Origin of the sequence: Lentzea sp. NPDC058436 (assembly GCF_042721515.1) — a bacterium.
Lineage (GTDB): Bacteria > Actinomycetota > Actinomycetes > Mycobacteriales > Pseudonocardiaceae > Lentzea.
Map to the genome: position 1 here is coordinate 77,949 of NZ_JBHXLF010000008.1, position 15,167 is coordinate 93,115.

At 69.0% G+C, this 15,167-nt stretch carries 14 protein-coding genes; 7 read left to right on the plus strand and 7 right to left on the minus strand.

Translation table 11 applies throughout. The features are described 5' to 3' along the window. Positions 1–112: 112 nt before the first annotated feature. The 3 genes from ACFWN2_RS26980 to ACFWN2_RS26990 all read right to left on the minus strand — a co-directional run bounded on the left by ACFWN2_RS26980 (position 113) and on the right by ACFWN2_RS26990 (position 3,814). Positions 113–1,882 carry an alpha/beta hydrolase gene (locus tag ACFWN2_RS26980; protein ID WP_382431908.1) on the minus strand — a complete coding sequence of 590 codons (1,770 nt, stop codon included), beginning with the start codon at positions 1,880–1,882 and terminating at the stop codon, positions 113–115. A 178-nt stretch (positions 1,883–2,060) separates the two neighbouring features. Continuing rightward, a complete protein-coding gene (locus tag ACFWN2_RS26985) occupies positions 2,061–2,954 on the minus strand; it encodes a helix-turn-helix domain-containing protein (RefSeq protein WP_382431910.1) in 894 nt (297 codons plus the stop codon). A gap of 38 nt (positions 2,955–2,992) precedes the next feature. Further along, positions 2,993–3,814 (minus strand): oxidoreductase, encoded by an 822-nt coding sequence (locus ACFWN2_RS26990; RefSeq protein WP_382431912.1) that lies wholly within the window; start codon positions 3,812–3,814, stop codon positions 2,993–2,995. A 737-nt stretch (positions 3,815–4,551) separates the two neighbouring features. Between ACFWN2_RS26990 and ACFWN2_RS26995 the strand changes: the two genes are divergently transcribed. Continuing rightward, complete coding sequence (locus tag ACFWN2_RS26995; protein WP_382431914.1) at positions 4,552–5,079, plus strand: TetR family transcriptional regulator; 528 nt, start codon at positions 4,552–4,554, stop codon at positions 5,077–5,079. A gap of 52 nt (positions 5,080–5,131) precedes the next feature. Here ACFWN2_RS26995 and cobF read toward each other — a convergent pair whose 3' ends face one another. Genes cobF through ACFWN2_RS27010 form a run of 3 tightly spaced genes read right to left on the minus strand, consistent with a single transcriptional unit; the run spans position 5,132 to position 7,209 of the window. After that, entirely contained in the window at positions 5,132–5,875 is a 744-nt protein-coding gene (gene cobF, locus ACFWN2_RS27000; RefSeq protein WP_382431916.1) for a precorrin-6A synthase (deacetylating), read from the minus strand. 9 nt (positions 5,876–5,884) lie between these two features. Then, positions 5,885–6,526: a peptidylprolyl isomerase gene (locus tag ACFWN2_RS27005; protein WP_382431918.1), complete on the minus strand. Its 642-nt coding sequence runs from the start codon at positions 6,524–6,526 to the stop codon at positions 5,885–5,887. 26 nt (positions 6,527–6,552) lie between these two features. Further along, positions 6,553–7,209: a DUF2306 domain-containing protein gene (locus ACFWN2_RS27010; protein WP_382431920.1), complete on the minus strand. Its 657-nt coding sequence runs from the start codon at positions 7,207–7,209 to the stop codon at positions 6,553–6,555. A gap of 130 nt (positions 7,210–7,339) precedes the next feature. Here ACFWN2_RS27010 and ACFWN2_RS27015 point away from each other — a divergent pair, with 130 nt between their 5' ends. The 5 genes from ACFWN2_RS27015 (at position 7,340) to ACFWN2_RS27035 (ending at position 9,970) form a co-directional block, all read left to right on the plus strand. Next, the gene (locus ACFWN2_RS27015; RefSeq protein WP_382431922.1) at positions 7,340–7,759 is read left to right on the plus strand and encodes a DUF2690 domain-containing protein; all 420 of its coding nucleotides are present in this window, start codon (positions 7,340–7,342) and stop codon (positions 7,757–7,759) included. A 79-nt stretch (positions 7,760–7,838) separates the two neighbouring features. Next, a complete protein-coding gene (locus ACFWN2_RS27020) occupies positions 7,839–8,270 on the plus strand; it encodes a hypothetical protein (protein WP_382431924.1) in 432 nt (143 codons plus the stop codon). Position 8,271: 1 nt separating this feature from the next. Beyond that, entirely contained in the window at positions 8,272–8,415 is a 144-nt protein-coding gene (locus tag ACFWN2_RS27025) for a hypothetical protein (RefSeq protein ID WP_382431926.1), read from the plus strand. Positions 8,416–8,591: 176 nt separating this feature from the next. Beyond that, positions 8,592–9,101: a C40 family peptidase gene (locus ACFWN2_RS27030; RefSeq protein WP_382431928.1), complete on the plus strand. Its 510-nt coding sequence runs from the start codon at positions 8,592–8,594 to the stop codon at positions 9,099–9,101. An 11-nt stretch (positions 9,102–9,112) separates the two neighbouring features. Continuing rightward, entirely contained in the window at positions 9,113–9,970 is an 858-nt protein-coding gene (locus tag ACFWN2_RS27035; RefSeq protein ID WP_382432253.1) for a M23 family metallopeptidase, read from the plus strand. Between the two features lie 13 nt (positions 9,971–9,983). On the opposite strand, the gene ACFWN2_RS27040 is transcribed toward ACFWN2_RS27035, so the two are convergent. Further along, on the minus strand, positions 9,984–12,656 hold the full coding sequence (locus tag ACFWN2_RS27040) for a BTAD domain-containing putative transcriptional regulator (protein ID WP_382431930.1): 2,673 nt from the start codon (positions 12,654–12,656) through the stop codon (positions 9,984–9,986). A 358-nt stretch (positions 12,657–13,014) separates the two neighbouring features. Between ACFWN2_RS27040 and ACFWN2_RS27045 the strand changes: the two genes are divergently transcribed. Continuing rightward, a complete protein-coding gene (locus ACFWN2_RS27045) occupies positions 13,015–15,144 on the plus strand; it encodes a diguanylate cyclase (protein WP_382431932.1) in 2,130 nt (709 codons plus the stop codon). Positions 15,145–15,167: the final 23 nt, after the last annotated feature.

Here is a 15,167-nt window from a genome sequence, read left to right on the forward strand (position 1 = left end):
CCAGCCCGTCACCCCGACCCTGTCGCCCCCCAACCTCATCGCCCCCAACCCACCCCGCGCATGGAAACGGCCCCCGGCGCAACGCGCCGAGGGCCGCAGCTCTAACAGGGTGTTACAGGTTGGCCGGCATGCCCGACTCGTCGGCCGCCGCCGTCGAAGACCCGCTCAGCAGGTCCTTGACGATCTTGTTGGCCTCCTTCACGGCAGGCGTGATCATCTTGATCTTCACCTTGCCGTTGGTGAGCTTGCCGCCGACCTCGAACGTCTTGTCCTCGTTCGGCAGCGGGAGCGCCTGGCAGCCCGTGTACTGCTTGCGCGGGGTGATGCCGGTCTGGAAGTAGGCGACGATCGGGTCGTCGACGCAGTCCGTGTTGTACGGGAACAGGCCGTGCGAGCCCTCGTTGTCGACGCTGATCATCTTGGCGTTCGGCAGCGCCTTCGAGGTGGCGAGACCACCCTCGTACGCGGTGGCGGCGTCGAGCTCGGACTGCGCGATGAGCAGGCGCGGGAAGGTCTTCTTGTCCGGCTTCGGCATCGAGGTCTTGGCCGGCCAGTAGGCGCACAGCGGCGTGCTCATGAACGGCGCGATGAACGGCGCGTTCACGGTCAGGTCGGCGACCCAGTACTTCCAGTAGTGCAGGTTCTGGTTCCACTGGCCGTCCTGGCAGCGGATCGCCTCGAACGACGCGTCCCAGGTCTCGACCTCGGCGGCGGCGGTCGTGGTCTTGACCGTCACGCGCTCCTTCTTGGCGATGGCGGCGAGCGCGTTGTTCTTGGCCTTCGCGATGAACGCCTTGTTCTCGTCGGTGAGACCCGGGATCGTCAGCATCTTCGCGACGATCTGCTCGACCTTCTCCGTGGAGGTGCCGTCGGCGGCGGCGTCGATCACGGAGGCGACGGCGGACGCGGCCACGTGGTACTGCGAGGTGTCGTACATCGCCGGGAGCACGAACCACGCGACGAAGAGCTGCCCGACGAACTCACGGGTGCCGCCGGCCTTCTCCCAGTTGCGGCGGATCTCCATCGGGTCGGTGCCCTGGCCGTACTTGGCGTCGCTGCGCGCCATGAACGGCAGCAGCGCCTCCTGGAACTGGCGGTCGCGGGTGCGCGGCTGCAGGTCCCAGGTGTTCTCCAGGGTCGACTGCGAGGCGTCGACGGCCGAGTCGAGCAGGAAGCGGTGAGCCTTGCTCGGGAACGTGGCGGCGTACCAGGTGCCGAGCCACGTGCCGTAGGAGTAGCCGATGTAGCTCATCTTCTTCTCGCCGAGCAGGACGCGGATGAAGTCCATGTCGTACGTGGTCTGCTCGGTGGTGATGAACTGCGTGAGCGGGTTCTCGAGGCAGCCGTCGACCTTGGCCTTGTTCAGCACGTTCTCGTCGGTGCTGTTCGGCACGGTGTAGCTGCAGGTGAGCGGCGTGGAAAGACCGACGCCGCGCGGGTCGAAGCCGATGAAGTCGTACTGGCCGGCGAGGACCGGGGCGCGCAGCGCCATCGCCGCGCCCCACGGCAGGCCGGAGCCGCCGGGGCCACCGGGGTTGACCAGCGCGATGCCCTGGCGGCTGGTGCCCTTGTAGGCGGTCTCGGTCTTGGAGACCCGGATGCCGATCGTGTTGCCGTCGGCCGGGTTGTGCCAGTCGCGCGGGACCTGGACGGTGGCGCAGGCGAGGCCCTTGACGGTCTTGAACTTCGTGACGGTCGCGGGGTCGACGCCGGGGAAGGTGCACTCCTCCCAGGTGACCTTCTGGGTGGCGAGCGCACCTGCGAGCTTCTGCGTGTCCGGGTCCTGCTTGGCGGCCGCGCTCGCCGTCGGCGTGAGCACGATGGTCGTCGCGATCAGCGCCCCTGTGACCGCGGCGATGCCGCCTCTGAAGTACTTCCTCACGGTGTGGATCCCTTCCTGCCCCCGCACGGCCGGGTGAGGCCGCGCTTGCAACAGAGGAGAAGGGGTAAAACCCGCGTTTAACACTCCTGGGTGATGGCAGAAAGTCGCCATGTCTGGAAACTGTCACCGATCGTGTTCCCAGAGTGATGAAGATCGGCGTCTCAATTACTGGTGGTGACTAGAGCCAACCTCGTCGTGACGCCTGCACGCCGAGCTGGAACCGGGTCTGTGCACCCAGCAACTGCTGCAGCCGGCTCACCCTGCGGTGCACCGTGCGTTCGCTGATGCCGAGCTCACGCGCGATCGACTCGTCCGTCAGACCGGCGCTGAGCAGCGCCATCAACTGCCGGGTGGCCGTCGTCGGCTCCGCGTTGGTGTCCTCCTGGCTGCCGGGCGTGATCGACACGGCCATTCGCCAGAACGCCTCGAACAACTCGATCAACGCACTCAGTAGCACGGACGGGTGAATGAGCAGTGCCACGACGTTCCCGCCCGTGACGGTCGGCACCGCGATCAACGCTCGGTCCGAGTCCGCGATCACGAGCTTGAGCGGCACACCGGGAAACGTCCGGGCCTGCTCGCCGACCGCGATGCTCTCCTGCACCGACGCGAACCCGCGTTCGGTCTGCAGCAACGCCGACTCGTACACGACCCGGTAGGCGATGCCGCGAGCCAGCGCCGGAGGCTGCGCGGGACTCGCCTCCGGCTGCGGACTCAGGTACGAACCGGGGTCGAGCGCCCGGATCCCCGCCTTGGCCTGGCTCTGCATCTCCTCGAACGTGCTGATCACCTCGTCCGCGCCCGTGAGCACCTCGACGAAGGAGACCTCCTTCGCGCCGCGCTCGGCATAGGCGGCGGCCAGGACCTCGGCGGTCTCGCGCGCCCGGACGGCCGCGGCCTCGTGACCGGACGCGATCGCCGCGAGCGCGGACCGGGGCGGACGCACGTCGTTGTTCCTGACCAGCCCCAGCCGTTCAAGCTCCTCGCGTGCCTGGTCGGGCCCGTCGTCGGCGTCTCCGCGCAACATCGCCAGGTAGAGCTTCTCGGCCTCTGGCGACAGCCCCTCGTGCACACGACTCCCCTCGGTGGTTCTGAACCGAAGGTACCTGCTCAGACACGCCCCGCACGGCGCATGGCCCCGAGGAACAGCGCGTCGAACCCGCGGTCGGACAACAGCCTGCGCGCGAACAGGATCGGCCCGGCGCCGAACCCGGCCGCGTACCTGGTCCGCGGCCTCCTCGTACTGGCCGCCTTCACGATGACGTCCGCGATCACCTTCGGTTCCGAGCCGCGCTCGACCTGCCCGAAGAACGCCGACAGCTGCCGCACCTGCTCCTTGTAGGCACCCTGGCCGGACCGCTTGCGCAGGTTCTCGACGGCGATCCCGCCCCACTCGGTCTTGATCGCGCCGGGCTGGATCACCACGACGTCGATCCCGAACGGCTTCAACTCCAGCCGCAACGAGTCGCTCAGCCCCTCGACCGCGAACTTCGTGGAGTGGTACCACCCTCCGAGCGGCTCGTAGATCTTGCCGCCGATCGACGACACGTTCACGATCCGCCCACTCCGCTGCGCGCGCATGTGCGGCACCACCAGCTGCACCAGCCGGGCGAGCCCGAACACGTTGACCTCGAACTGGTACTTGCCCTCGGACAGCGGCACGTCCTCGAACGCCCCGTACGACCCGTAGCCGGCGTTGTTCACCAGCACGTCGATCCGCCCGGACTCGGCGATGACCTGCTTGACCCCCGTGACCATCGACTCGTCGTCGGTCACGTCCATCGCGAGCACCTTGATGCCTTGTGCTGCCAGCCCCTCCATCCGCTGCACCCGGCGAGCCGCCGCGTAGACCGTGTAACCGGCCTTGTGCAGCTCAACCGCCGTGGACTCGCCGATCCCCGACGACGCTCCCGTGACCAGTGCGACCTTCATGACCCTCTCCCGACTAACCAGTTGGCTGGACTAACTAACTGTTTGGTTGTTAGAGCTAGGCAACCACGTTTGGGGTTTGCTGTCAACCAACCGGTTAGTTGCCTGATGGCATGCGGGAGGTTCGCTAGGTGAGGGCGTGAGGGCGTGAGGGCGTGAGGGCGTGAGGGCGTGGAGGCAGGAGGCAGGAGGCAGGAGGCGTGTGGGCGTGAGAGTGGGCAGGCGAGCAGGGGGCGCGCAGGTCAGCGGGCCTGCGGGTCAGCGGGCGTGGTGCCGAATGTCGGGCTCGGGGTCGCGCGCGGGTGTGAGGTGCTGTCCGTGGCGCGCGAGGAAGTTCCGCTCTGTTCGGCTGCGGCCAGATCGCGCCTGCTGCTCGGTCGGCCCGGCGAGGCTTCCCGGGTGAAGTGGAAGCGGCAGTCGTGGATGCGGCGGTCGTGGGCCCGGCAGTCGTGGGCCCGGCAGTCGTGGTTCCCGCGGTCCTGTGCGCAGCAGTCCCGGGCTGGCTGAGTCAGGTAGGCGGTCGCGGCCCGGCGGTCCTGGCTCGGCGGTCCCGACTCGGCGGTCCTGGTCCAGCGGCCCTGTCTGTCTCCCATGTTGCCGCGCCCGACATCCCATGCCACGTTGTGGATCACCCGGTGTTCTTGCCGGCGGCACATCGGTGGTGCGCAGGCCGCCCTCTCTCGTCGCGGACAACTAACTGGTTGGTTGCCGCGACCAACCGGTTGGTTAGGATGGAGCACGTGGCGAGGGACAAGGAAGCGACCAAGGCGAACCTGCTCGAAGCGGCGCTGGACGAGTTCGCCGAGTACGGCATCGCCGGCGCGCGCGTCGACCGCATCGCGGCCAAGGCCGGCTGCAACAAGGCGATGATCTACGCCTACTTCGGCAGCAAGGAAGGGCTGTTCGACGAGCTGTTGACGATCCAGATCGACCGGGTCGTGCGGTCCGTGCCGATCACGCCCGACGACCTGCCCGGCTACGCGGGCCGGCTGTTCGACGCCTACCAGGAGGAGCCGCGGCTGCTGAGGCTCGCGGCGTACCACCGGCTGGAGAACGGGTTCGAGTCCGTCCCGGAGCCGGAGGCCGAGGCGTACCGGCACAAGGTCGAGGCCGTCGGTCAGGCGCAGCTGGACGGCAAGATCACCGCCGCGTTCAACGCCACCGACCTGCTGGACCTGGTCGTGCACATGTCGATCCTCGGGTTCAGCACCCCGAACGCGAACAGGGACCTCGTCGTCCGCTCCGTCGAGCGGCTCATCGCGGAGTGAGACTGCGGAGTGAGACCGCGGAGCGAGACTGCGAAGTGAGGCTGCGGAGTGATCAGGGCCTGCGCAGCAGGTAGGTGTCCATGATCCAGCCCTTGCGCTCACGAGCGGCGGAACGCACCGCGCGGATCTCCGCCGCCACGTCCCCGACCCGCCCCGACACCAGGATCTCGTCGGGCATCCCGAGGTACGCGCCCCAGTAGATCCACGTGTCGGGGTCCACGCCCTCGAACGAGTACGACGCGTCCAGCATCACGGCCACGTCGTCCACGTCGGACGGCCACCCGGCGGCCAGGCGGCGGCCGGTGGTGATCTGCACCGGCTTGCCGACCTGGTTCAGGGCCACGCGGTGGCCGGCGGTCAGAGCTGCCACCGACGTCACGCCCGGGATCACCTCCACGGAGAACTCCGAGCCGCGCGCCAGCAGGTCGTCGAGGATCGCCAGGGTCGAGTCGTACAGGGACGGGTCGCCCCACACCAGGAACGCGCCGACCTCGTCCTCGCCCAGCTCCGACAACAACGACAGCACGACGTCGGCGCGATCTCGGCGCCAGGCCTCGATGGTGGCGGCGTAGTCGGCGGGGTTGCGGTCGCGCTCCGGGTCGCGGCCCTCCACCCAGCGGTACGGGCGCGTGACGTGTGACGCCAGGATCGACGCGCGCAGGTCGACGAGTTCCTGCTTCACGGAACCCTTGTCCAGCACGAAGTACACGTCGACCGTCTGCAACGCCTTCACGGCCTGCACCGTCAGGTGGTCGGGGTTGCCGGCGCCGATACCGATGACCAGGATCTTTCGCACTGACACACACTAACCAGCGAGCACGTGCAGGATCCTCACCGGCTTCTTCGGCGCACCGTCGAGCAGGCCGTCCGGCTGCGGCACGATGCCCGCCGCGACGATCCGGTCCAGCGTGTCCATGCCGTGGGTGACGTGACCCATCACGGTGTACACGGGCTGGATGTTGGCGAACGAGTGCACGATGAAGAACTCGCTGCCGTTCGTCCCCGGCCCCTGGTTCCCGTACGCGATGGTGCCGCGCCCGTAGGTCTCCTTGCCGGTCACCTCGTCGGCGAACCGGTAGCCGGGGCCGCCCTCCTCGGCGCGGTAGATGTCGCCGCACTGCAGCACGCCCAGGCGCGTGGTGTCGGTCAGGCGCCAGCACTGCGACATCGTGTAGAACCAGCTCCGCGCCAGGTGGGCGAAGTTCTCGACGCCGCACGGGGCGTTGGCGCGGTCGAGAGCGGCGACGACCACGCCGTAGTTCGTCACGATGGTGACCTTCACGGTGCCGCGCGCGGGCACGACGGAGCGCGGCGGCTGGACGGGGCGGGCGGCCGGGTTCTCCGGCGTCGGGATGAACTCGCACTTCGCGGTCGGTGCCGCCGCGGGCGCGGCGGAGGCGACCGGGGCGAGCACGACCATCATCAGGACAGCGAGCAGTAGCCTCATGGCTGCCGACCGTAGTCGCCCGGGCGTCACACGGGAACGGCCTCGCGCCGCTCCGCGACCGCACGCTTCGGCTTGCGCTCCAGCCACCACTGCGAGGCCAGCAACGGGATCGTCCACCCGGCCCACGTCGAGATCCCGGCGATCGTCTGCGGCAGTTCGGCCTCCGGCACGCGGTCGGACAGCAGCAGGAACCCGATCACGCCCCAGATCCGGTTCGTGATGATCGAGACGGTGAGCGCGAAGCTGCGGATCATCCACTTGCGGTGGTCGCGGAACCTGCGTTGCCTGGCGGCGCGCCACGCCAGCAGCGTGAAGACGAGCCACAGCACCGACAACAGGACCGTGCTGACCATTGCGACCGGTCCGAACGGCGTCATCCAGCCGATGACGAGGCCCGACAGTCCGGCCGGCAGCACACCGGCCACGACGTAGACGCGGCCGAGGCGGCGGTGCCACGACGGGAAGCGGCCGCGGAACCACGGCCAGATCTGCACCACGCACGTGAGGATGGCGATCGACGCGCAGACCACGTGCACGACGAGCAGGGGGTAGTGCGGTCCCCAGTCCGACTGCACGCGCGCCTGCAGGCGATCTCCTGTCAGGTACGGCGGTAGCGAGAACGCCACGAACGCCACCACCACGAACGCCAACGGGCCCACCCAGGGCTTGCGCAACCACGTCATGGAGACACCGTGACGACTGCCGCTGACCGCTCGCGCACCGATCGCTGACGTGGGGTTCTGACACCTCGCTGACATCTGACGGGGTGTAGCTGTCAGGTCGCTGTGAGCGCCCGTCGGCAGTGTCTGCGTCATGAAGTCGACAGCCCTGATCGCCGCCGCCGCGCTCACGCTCCTGATGGCGCCTGACGCACAGGCGGCGTCCTGCAGCGGGCGCGGGTGCAACGACAAGGACCCGGTGTCCGCCGGGTGCAGCGGTGGTTCCACGACCGCCGACACCGCGCCCATGTACACGGGCGGCACGGCGGAGCTGCGGTGGTCGCCCGGCTGCAGGACGAACTGGGTGCGCGTCTCGAACTACTCCGGCGGCGACTCGGCTCTGCGCATCACCGTGTGGTCGGGCAGCGACCACGTCGGCTTCGTCGCGGCGGGAACGCCCGGCAACCACTGGGGAAACATGGTCCACGCGCCCGGCTGCGCCCGCGGCGAGGTGCTCTACGTCGACCGCAACGGCGTGCACCGCACCGCCCGTCTCGCGTCGAGCGCTTGCTGAGGGGGCGCGCCGTGACCGGCTACATCACCGACTGACCTGCACCTGCACTGCACCAAAGAAAAACCGTTGAGGGAGAAGCATGTTCAGCAAGATCGCCAGCGCGCTCGGTGCGGCCGTGATCGTCGGCGGCGCGATGCTCGGGCTGTCCGCGCCCGCGCAGGCCGAGTCGGCGCCCGGCTGCGGGCCGGTGACGCAGATCGGCTCCACCGCGTACATCACGAGCGGTGGCACCACCATCGGCTCGGTCAAGCAGTTCAAGGGCTGCAACAAGAACTGGGCCTACACCTACGTCTGGGAGGGCTTCCGCTCCTCGCACTCCAACTGGGAGGTCTGCGTCTCGGTCGCCACCGGATCGAGCGCGCCCTACTCGCTCGAAGGCCTGAAGTGCCAGAGCAAGAAGGCGGACAACTGGTCGTCGGGCACGAACACGCTGAGCGTGTGCACCCACGCCGTCGGCAACATCAAGTGGAGCGGCAACACGCCCACCGGCCGCACCAGCATCCGCTGCTGACATGAGGAAGACCGCTCTCACGGCGGTCGCCGCCCTGGTCGTGCTGGCGCCTCTCACGAGCGCCGGCACGGCTCAGGCCGAGGTCCGCACGTTCACGCGCCGTCTCGAAGTCCTTCCCCGCCAAGGTCGACCTCAACGGACGTAGGAACAAGGGTGACGCGGCAACGGCTCCCGGTTCGGTCGTCGACAAGTACCTGGCGGGACAAGAGGTTCCCGTGAAGTGCCAGGCCCAGGCCGAGAGCGGCACGATCTGGGACCTCACCACCGACGACCTGTGGGTGCCCGACAACTACCTCAAGACCGGCACCGACGGGCAACGCCGTGCACGGCCGCGGCAACGGTCCCGCGGGGCCGTCGACCGGCACGAACGCGGAGAAGGTCCAGCGCGTGATCGACACCGCGAAGTCGCAAACTGGCAAAAGTTATCTCTACTCCTGGGGAGCCGGTGGCAAGGGCGGCGCGTCGTACGGCGTGCACCACTACCCGGACAACGACCCCTCGCAGGGTGACGACTACAACCGCCTCGGCTGCGACTGCTCGGGCCTCACGCTGTACGCCTTCTGGAAGGGCGCGGGACTCGACATCGGTGCCTGGACCGGTGTGCAGAACACCAAGGGCCGTGCGGTCGCGCTGAAGGACCGCAAGCCGGGCGACCTCGTCTTCTGGGGCCGCTCCGACAACGACGCCGACGCCACCACGCACGTCGCCCTCTACCTGGGTGAGAACAAGATCCTGGAGGCCTCTCCGCCACGTGATGGCAAGAGCGTTCGGATCAGTGAGCTCGACAGCCACGGAACGCCGTACACGAAGGTCCGCCGGATCTTCGGATGACTGAGGGGAAGATCATGAACGTCAAGAGAGTGATCTCGGGTGTCGCCGGACTCGCGATCGGCCTGGGTGTGCTGGTGCTCGGTGGCCCGCAGGCCAGCGCCGCCACGAACTTCGAGCTGCCGTTCCCGTGTGGACAGACGTGGTCCGGGCAGACCAGGACCAACCACAGCCCGCAGCTCGCGATCGACCTGAACCGCAGCGCGGACGAGGGTGACGCTGTCGTGGCGTCCGCGTCCGGCACGGTCAGCAAGGTCCGCAACGAGGGCAGCACGAGCTACGGCCGCTGGATCGAGATCGACCACGGCAGCGGCTGGACCACGCGCTACGCCCACCTCTCCGCGCAGAAGGTCTCGGTCGGCCAGAGCGTCTCGCAGGGCCAGACCATCGGCAACGTCGGCAACACCGGCGGTTCGACGGGCGCGCACCTGCACTTCGAGCAGTTGCTGAACGGCTCGCCGCAGAAGATCAAGTTCTCCGGGACGACGATCCTGTACTACGGCACCAAGAACTACAAGTCGAACAACAAGTGCGGCGGCGGTGGCACCACCAACCCGTACACCCCCGAAGAGGCCTGTGGTGACGGCTACAAGGTGATCGACGGCGCCAACGTCACCGGTGCCCGCGTCTCCCTGCTGTACAACGCCTCCAACGGCTACAACTGCGTCGTCGCGATCAAGACCACCAAGATCGGTGCGGCGTCCGACGTCGGCGCGTTCCTGGAGGTCGAGGGCGCGGCCCGCACGACCGACCGCGACGAGTACGGCTACTACGCCGGTCCCGTGAAGAAGAAGGCGCCCGGCAAGTGCGTCAAGTGGGGCGGCATGGTCGGTTCCTCCAGCTACACCAGCGGTTTCGAGCACTGCGGCTGATCTTGCGGCTGATCTAGCCGATCACGGAGTCCAAGAGGTTGTCCCTGCGCAGACCGGGTGTGCCGAGCAGTTCGGCCGCCCGGTCCGCGTGCGTTTCCAGACCTGCCTCGGCGAGCACGAGGTGCGCCACGCCCTCGCCGTAGCGGTCACCGCGGGCGCTGGTGATCTCCAGACAGCGTTCGGCGTCCTTTGTGGCCAGTGCGCGGTTTCCCGACGCCAGCAGCACTTCCGCGCGGCACAGCAACGCCTGCCACTCGTCGTTGTGCTCACCCGTCGCTCGGCACAACGCGATGCACTCGCTCAGCGCGGCGAAGGCCTCGTCCAGCCGGCCGAGCTTGAACAACGCCTGGCCCCGCGAGGCAAGTGCGTAGGCGGTTCCGGCGTCGTCCGCGTGCTCACGGGCGTGCCGAAGACTCTCCTCCGCGGCGTCGAGCGCCTCGGTGAACCGCCCGGCGACCTGGTGCACCTGAGCCAGCGCGGACAACGGAACCCGTTGCGCGCCAGCAGGTCCGTGCTCCGACGTCAACTCGATGGCCCGCTTCAGCGTCGCCGTCGCCGCTTCCAGCTCACCGAGCTCGCGCTGGATCGTTCCGATCCCCGCGAGCGCACGCCCCTGCCCGAACGGGTCGTCGGCACGCGCCTCCAGCACCTCTTCCAGCTGCGCACGCGCGGTCTCGAACGAACCGATCCTGCGGTTGGCCGCCGACCGCACCAGAAGCGCGGTCTGGACCGCCGCCGAGGTGCCGATCGTGCGCGCCGCCAGGTCCGCGATCCGGCCCAGCTCGACCAGGTCCGCGACCCTGTCCTGCTTGAACAGGTGCGGGTAGAGCATGTGCGCGATCGCCAGCCCGTGCTCCGCCAGCGCGGGATCGGCCACCGTGGAACGCGCCGCTGCCAACAGGTTCTCGGCCTCGTCGGTCAGCCACCGCAACGGCTCGTCGACGGCCTGTCCGGCGGTGGAGTGCGTCAAAGCGCCATAAGCGTGCGGCCGCAACGCCTTCAGCGCCGAGGCGAGCGTCGAACGGTAGTGCGTGAGCGCGCGGGAGAGCGCTTCCTGCTTCTCCTCCGTCACCTGCTCCGCGCCGAACAGCCGCAGCAGGTCGTGCACCCGGTACCGCTCCGGCCCGCACGGCTCCACGAGTCTGGCGTCCACCAACGGGTCCAGCGCGCGGTCCACGTCGTCCTGCCCGAGCAACGCGCGCACCACCGGCTCGCTGACGGAAGGCACGTTCAGGCTGCACACCAGCGTGAACGCCCGCGTCGAGGCCGCTCCGAGTCCCTCGAAGCCCAGCTGGAAGCTCGACCGGACACCGAGGTCGTCGAAGTCCAGCTCGTCCAGCCGGTGACGCCGGTCTGCGAGTCGCCGGGCGAGCGTCGCCGTCGTCCAGTCGGGACGCGACCGCAGCCGCGCGGCGGCGATCGTCAGCGCCAGCGGCAGGTGGTCGCAGGCCCGTGCGACCTCGCGAGCAGCCTCACCCGTGTCACCCAGCAACTGCAGGGCGTCCTCTTCCGGCAACGGGTCGAGCCGCACGTGCCGCGCGCCCAGCGTCGCGAGCATCCGGCGGCTCGTGACCAGCACGGTGGAACCGGGTTCACCGGGCAGCAGCGGGACGACCTGCGCCGCGTCGACCGCGTTGTCGAGCAGCACCAGCACCTTCCGCCTGGCGAGTGCCGACCGGTAGAGCGCGGCGGCCTCGGAGACGTCGTTCGGGACGGCCAGCGGCGGCGTGCCGAGCGCGCGCAGGAACCGCCTGATCACCTCGGCGGGGGAGAGCGGCGAACGACCGGGCGTCGCGCCGTGCAGGTCCACGTACAGCTGTCCGTCCGGGAAACGTCCCGCGAGCTCGTGCGCCGCCGCGGTGGCCAGCGCGCTCTTGCCCTGCCCGCCGGGCCCGTGCACGGCGATCACGCTCTCGGCGGCCCTGGTGATCAGCGCGATCTCCGCCCGCCGCCCGACGAACGGGTCGGGCCTCGCGGGCAGTTCGCGCGGCACGGCGGGCACGTCACCCCGCAGGATCGCGGTGTGCAGGTCCCGCAGCTCCTGGCCGGGATCGAGCCCGAGCTCCTCCGCCAGCCTCCGGCGGCCCTCGTCGTACGTCCTGAGCGCGTCCGCCTGCCGCCCGCTGCGGTGCAGGGCGACCATCAGCGCGCCCCGCAGCCGTTCCCTGGTCGGGTGTTCGGTGACGTACCCGGTCAGCTCGCCGATGATCTCGTGGTGCCGGCCGTCGCTCACCGCCTTGTCGGCCCGCCTCTCGACCGCGCCGAGGCGTTCCTCCTCCAGCCGGCCGGCCATCTGGGTGTTCGCGGTCAGCTCGGCGAGCGCCGGTCCGCGCCAGTACCCGAGCGCCTCGTCGGGGTCCCGCGCCTCGCGGAAGAGCTGCAGGTCGAGCGAGCGGTCCGGCACGTCGAGCCGGTAGCCGTGCCCCGACCACTCCAGCGACACCCCGGGAAGGCCCCTGAGAGCCCTCCTGAGCTGCGAGACGTGCACCTGGACGGCCTTGCGCGCGCTGGCGGGCGGATCACCGTCCCACAGGACCGACATGAGGTGGTCGACGCTGACGGCCTGACCGGTGTGCAGGAGCAGCAGTACGAGCACCTGCCGCGGCTGGCCTGCGGGAACGTGGACGGTACGCCCCTCGTGCGTGACGAGCAGCGGCCCAAGCACCCCGAACCGAACGCCGTCCACGGCCTCACGATAGTCCGTTGATCACGGCGTCCGACTGCTTGTGAACCAGCAACTGTCAACGACGAAGGTCGCATCGACGGCGCTTACCGACCGGTGGGCCGGGAATTATCCAGCACACAAGGTGCGTGAATCACCTTCGAGCAGCGAAAAGTCGTGTCAAAATCGATCGGGGTGCACCGCCGGCGTGGATCGGCGACACGGGAGATCAACGTCGCCGCGGCGGTCGAAAACAGAACCTGGATTTGCGGTAACGTCAGTAATGGTGGGTCACCTCATTGGAGTAACGACGGTGCCGCGATCATCCCAAGTCGGGCATCATCACCTGGCTCGACCAAAGTCGTAGAACGAGGGGTCTCGTGTGACCGTCTTCCGTGCCGGCAGCACCGGAGCGTGGTGGATGTACCTGGTGGCGGGTCACCTGCTGCTGGGCGTCTACTACCTGATTCCGGTCAGCCCCGCGGGGACGACAGGGCAAACCGTGCGCGTGGTGCTCTACTGCACGATCAGCGCGTCGGCCGCGATCGCGACATTCGCCGGTGTCAAGCGCAACCGCCCCCAATGGAGGCGGCCATGGGTGTTCCTCGCACTCAGTCAGGTCGTTTACGCGATCGCCGACCTCACGTTCTACGCATCGCACTACATCTTCGACCACAAGGATTACCCGTCCTACGCGGACATCTTCTACCTGGGTCATTACCCGTTGATGGTCGCGGGCGTGATCCTGCTGATCCGCCGCCGCACGCCGGGCCTCGACCTGCCGAGCCTGCTCGACGCCGCCGTGCTCGCGGTCGTCGCCGGCATGGCCTCCTGGCTCTACGTCATCGGCCCGCAGGCGCGACTCACCTCACCGGTTCTCGCCAAGATCGCCTCGCTCGGCTTCCCGATGATGGACCTCGCGCTGTTCGTCGTGGCGCTGCGCCTGATCTTCGGGGCGGGCCCTCGCCCGCGCGCGTTCGTCCTGCTGACGTGCAACCTGCTGGGCATCCTGACGGCCGACACGATCTACGTGCTGCAACGCCTCGACGGCACCTACCACGCGGGCAACTTCCTCGACGCCATCTGGTTGTCGGCGAACCTGTGCATGGGCGCGGCGGCGCTGCACCCGACGATGGCGCGCCTCGTCGACCGCGCGCACGTCAAGGACGTCGGGCTGAGCCGCGGCCGGATCATCGCGCTGAGCTCGGCCGCCCTCGCCGCACCGGTGCTGATGCTGGTCCACGACGTCGGCCAGTCGTCGCAGGACGTCCTGGTGATCGCCGGCGGCAGCGCGCTGCTGTCGCTGCTGATCATCGCCAGGCTCGCGGGGCTCGTCGCTGACCAGCGCAAGCTCGCGATCACCGACAGCCTCACCGGCCTGCACACCCGCCGGTTCTTCGAGGCCCAGCTGCCGCTGGAGATCTCGCGCGCGAGGCGCAACGACGGTTTCGTGGCGGTCTTCATCATCGACGTCGACCGCTTCAAGTCGATCAACGACAACTACGGCCACCCCGCGGGCGACGACGTGCTGATGGAGGTCGCGGCACGGCTGCGCGCGGCGTCGCGGTCCGGTGAGGTGCTCGCCCGGTACGGCGGCGAGGAGTTCGCGCTGCTGGTCCCGGACGCCGGTCCGAGCCGTCTGTCGGTGATCGCGAACCGGCTGCGCGAACGCGTGGCGGAGAAGCCGATCCCGGTCAACGCGGGCAACGACGACATCCCGTTGTCCGTCACGGTGTCGGTCGGCTCGGCGAGCTTCCCCACGCACGGCGACGGCCCCGACGACATCGTGGTGATCGCGGACCGCGCGCTGTACGCGGCGAAAGCGGCGGGGCGCAACAGGATCGCGGTCGGCCCCGAGCCGTTGCCCGCGGTCGACCCGGACACCGACGGCGCGATGGCGGAGTTCCTCTGCCAGGTCGCCGACCGCGTGGACGGGTGGCTGCACCGCTACGACCACAGCCGTTCGGTGTCGCGCTGGGCGGGCGTGGCGGCGGGGGAGTTCGGGCTCGACGCGCCCACGACCAGGATCACCCAGCTCGCGGGCAGGTTGCACGACATCGGCAAGGTCATCATCCCCGAGGTGGTGCTGACCAAGCCCGGCGCGCTGTCGGAGGAGGAGTGGCGGTTGCTGCGCCAGCACCCCGACTTCGGCTACCGGCTCGCGCGGATGGTGCCGGGGTTCACGGGCGTCGCGTACGTGATCAGGCAGCAGCACGAGCGCTACGACGGTGCCGGTTACCCGGACGGGCTGCGCGGTGCGGACATCCGTCCCGAGGCCAGGATCCTGTCCGTGTGCGTGGCGTGGGCCGCGATGCGGTCGAACCGTCCACATCAGACAGCGCTGGACGAGAACCGCGCACGGCGGGAACTCTGGGCAGGCCGGGGCGAACAGTTCGATCCGGACGTTGTGGACATGTTCCTGGACCTGCACACGCAGGGGAAGATCGGAATGCTGCGTCCGTCCGGTTTGTCCATTCAGGAAGCGGGTTTCCCGGCGGACTTCCGGCCCTAGGGATCCGGCCGTGCCATGCTTCG

Coding starts and splice junctions, on each gene's coding strand:
- ACFWN2_RS26990 (WP_382431912.1), bottom strand. CDS start 3,814: ATGAAGGTCGCACTGGTCACGGGAGCGTCGTCGGGGATCGGCGAGTCC.
- ACFWN2_RS27005 (WP_382431918.1), bottom strand. CDS start 6,526: ATGAGGCTACTGCTCGCTGTCCTGATGATGGTCGTGCTCGCCCCGGTC.
- ACFWN2_RS27010 (WP_382431920.1), bottom strand. CDS start 7,209: ATGACGTGGTTGCGCAAGCCCTGGGTGGGCCCGTTGGCGTTCGTGGTG.
- ACFWN2_RS27015 (WP_382431922.1), top strand. CDS start 7,340: ATGAAGTCGACAGCCCTGATCGCCGCCGCCGCGCTCACGCTCCTGATG.
- ACFWN2_RS27020 (WP_382431924.1), top strand. CDS start 7,839: ATGTTCAGCAAGATCGCCAGCGCGCTCGGTGCGGCCGTGATCGTCGGC.
- ACFWN2_RS27025 (WP_382431926.1), top strand. CDS start 8,272: ATGAGGAAGACCGCTCTCACGGCGGTCGCCGCCCTGGTCGTGCTGGCG.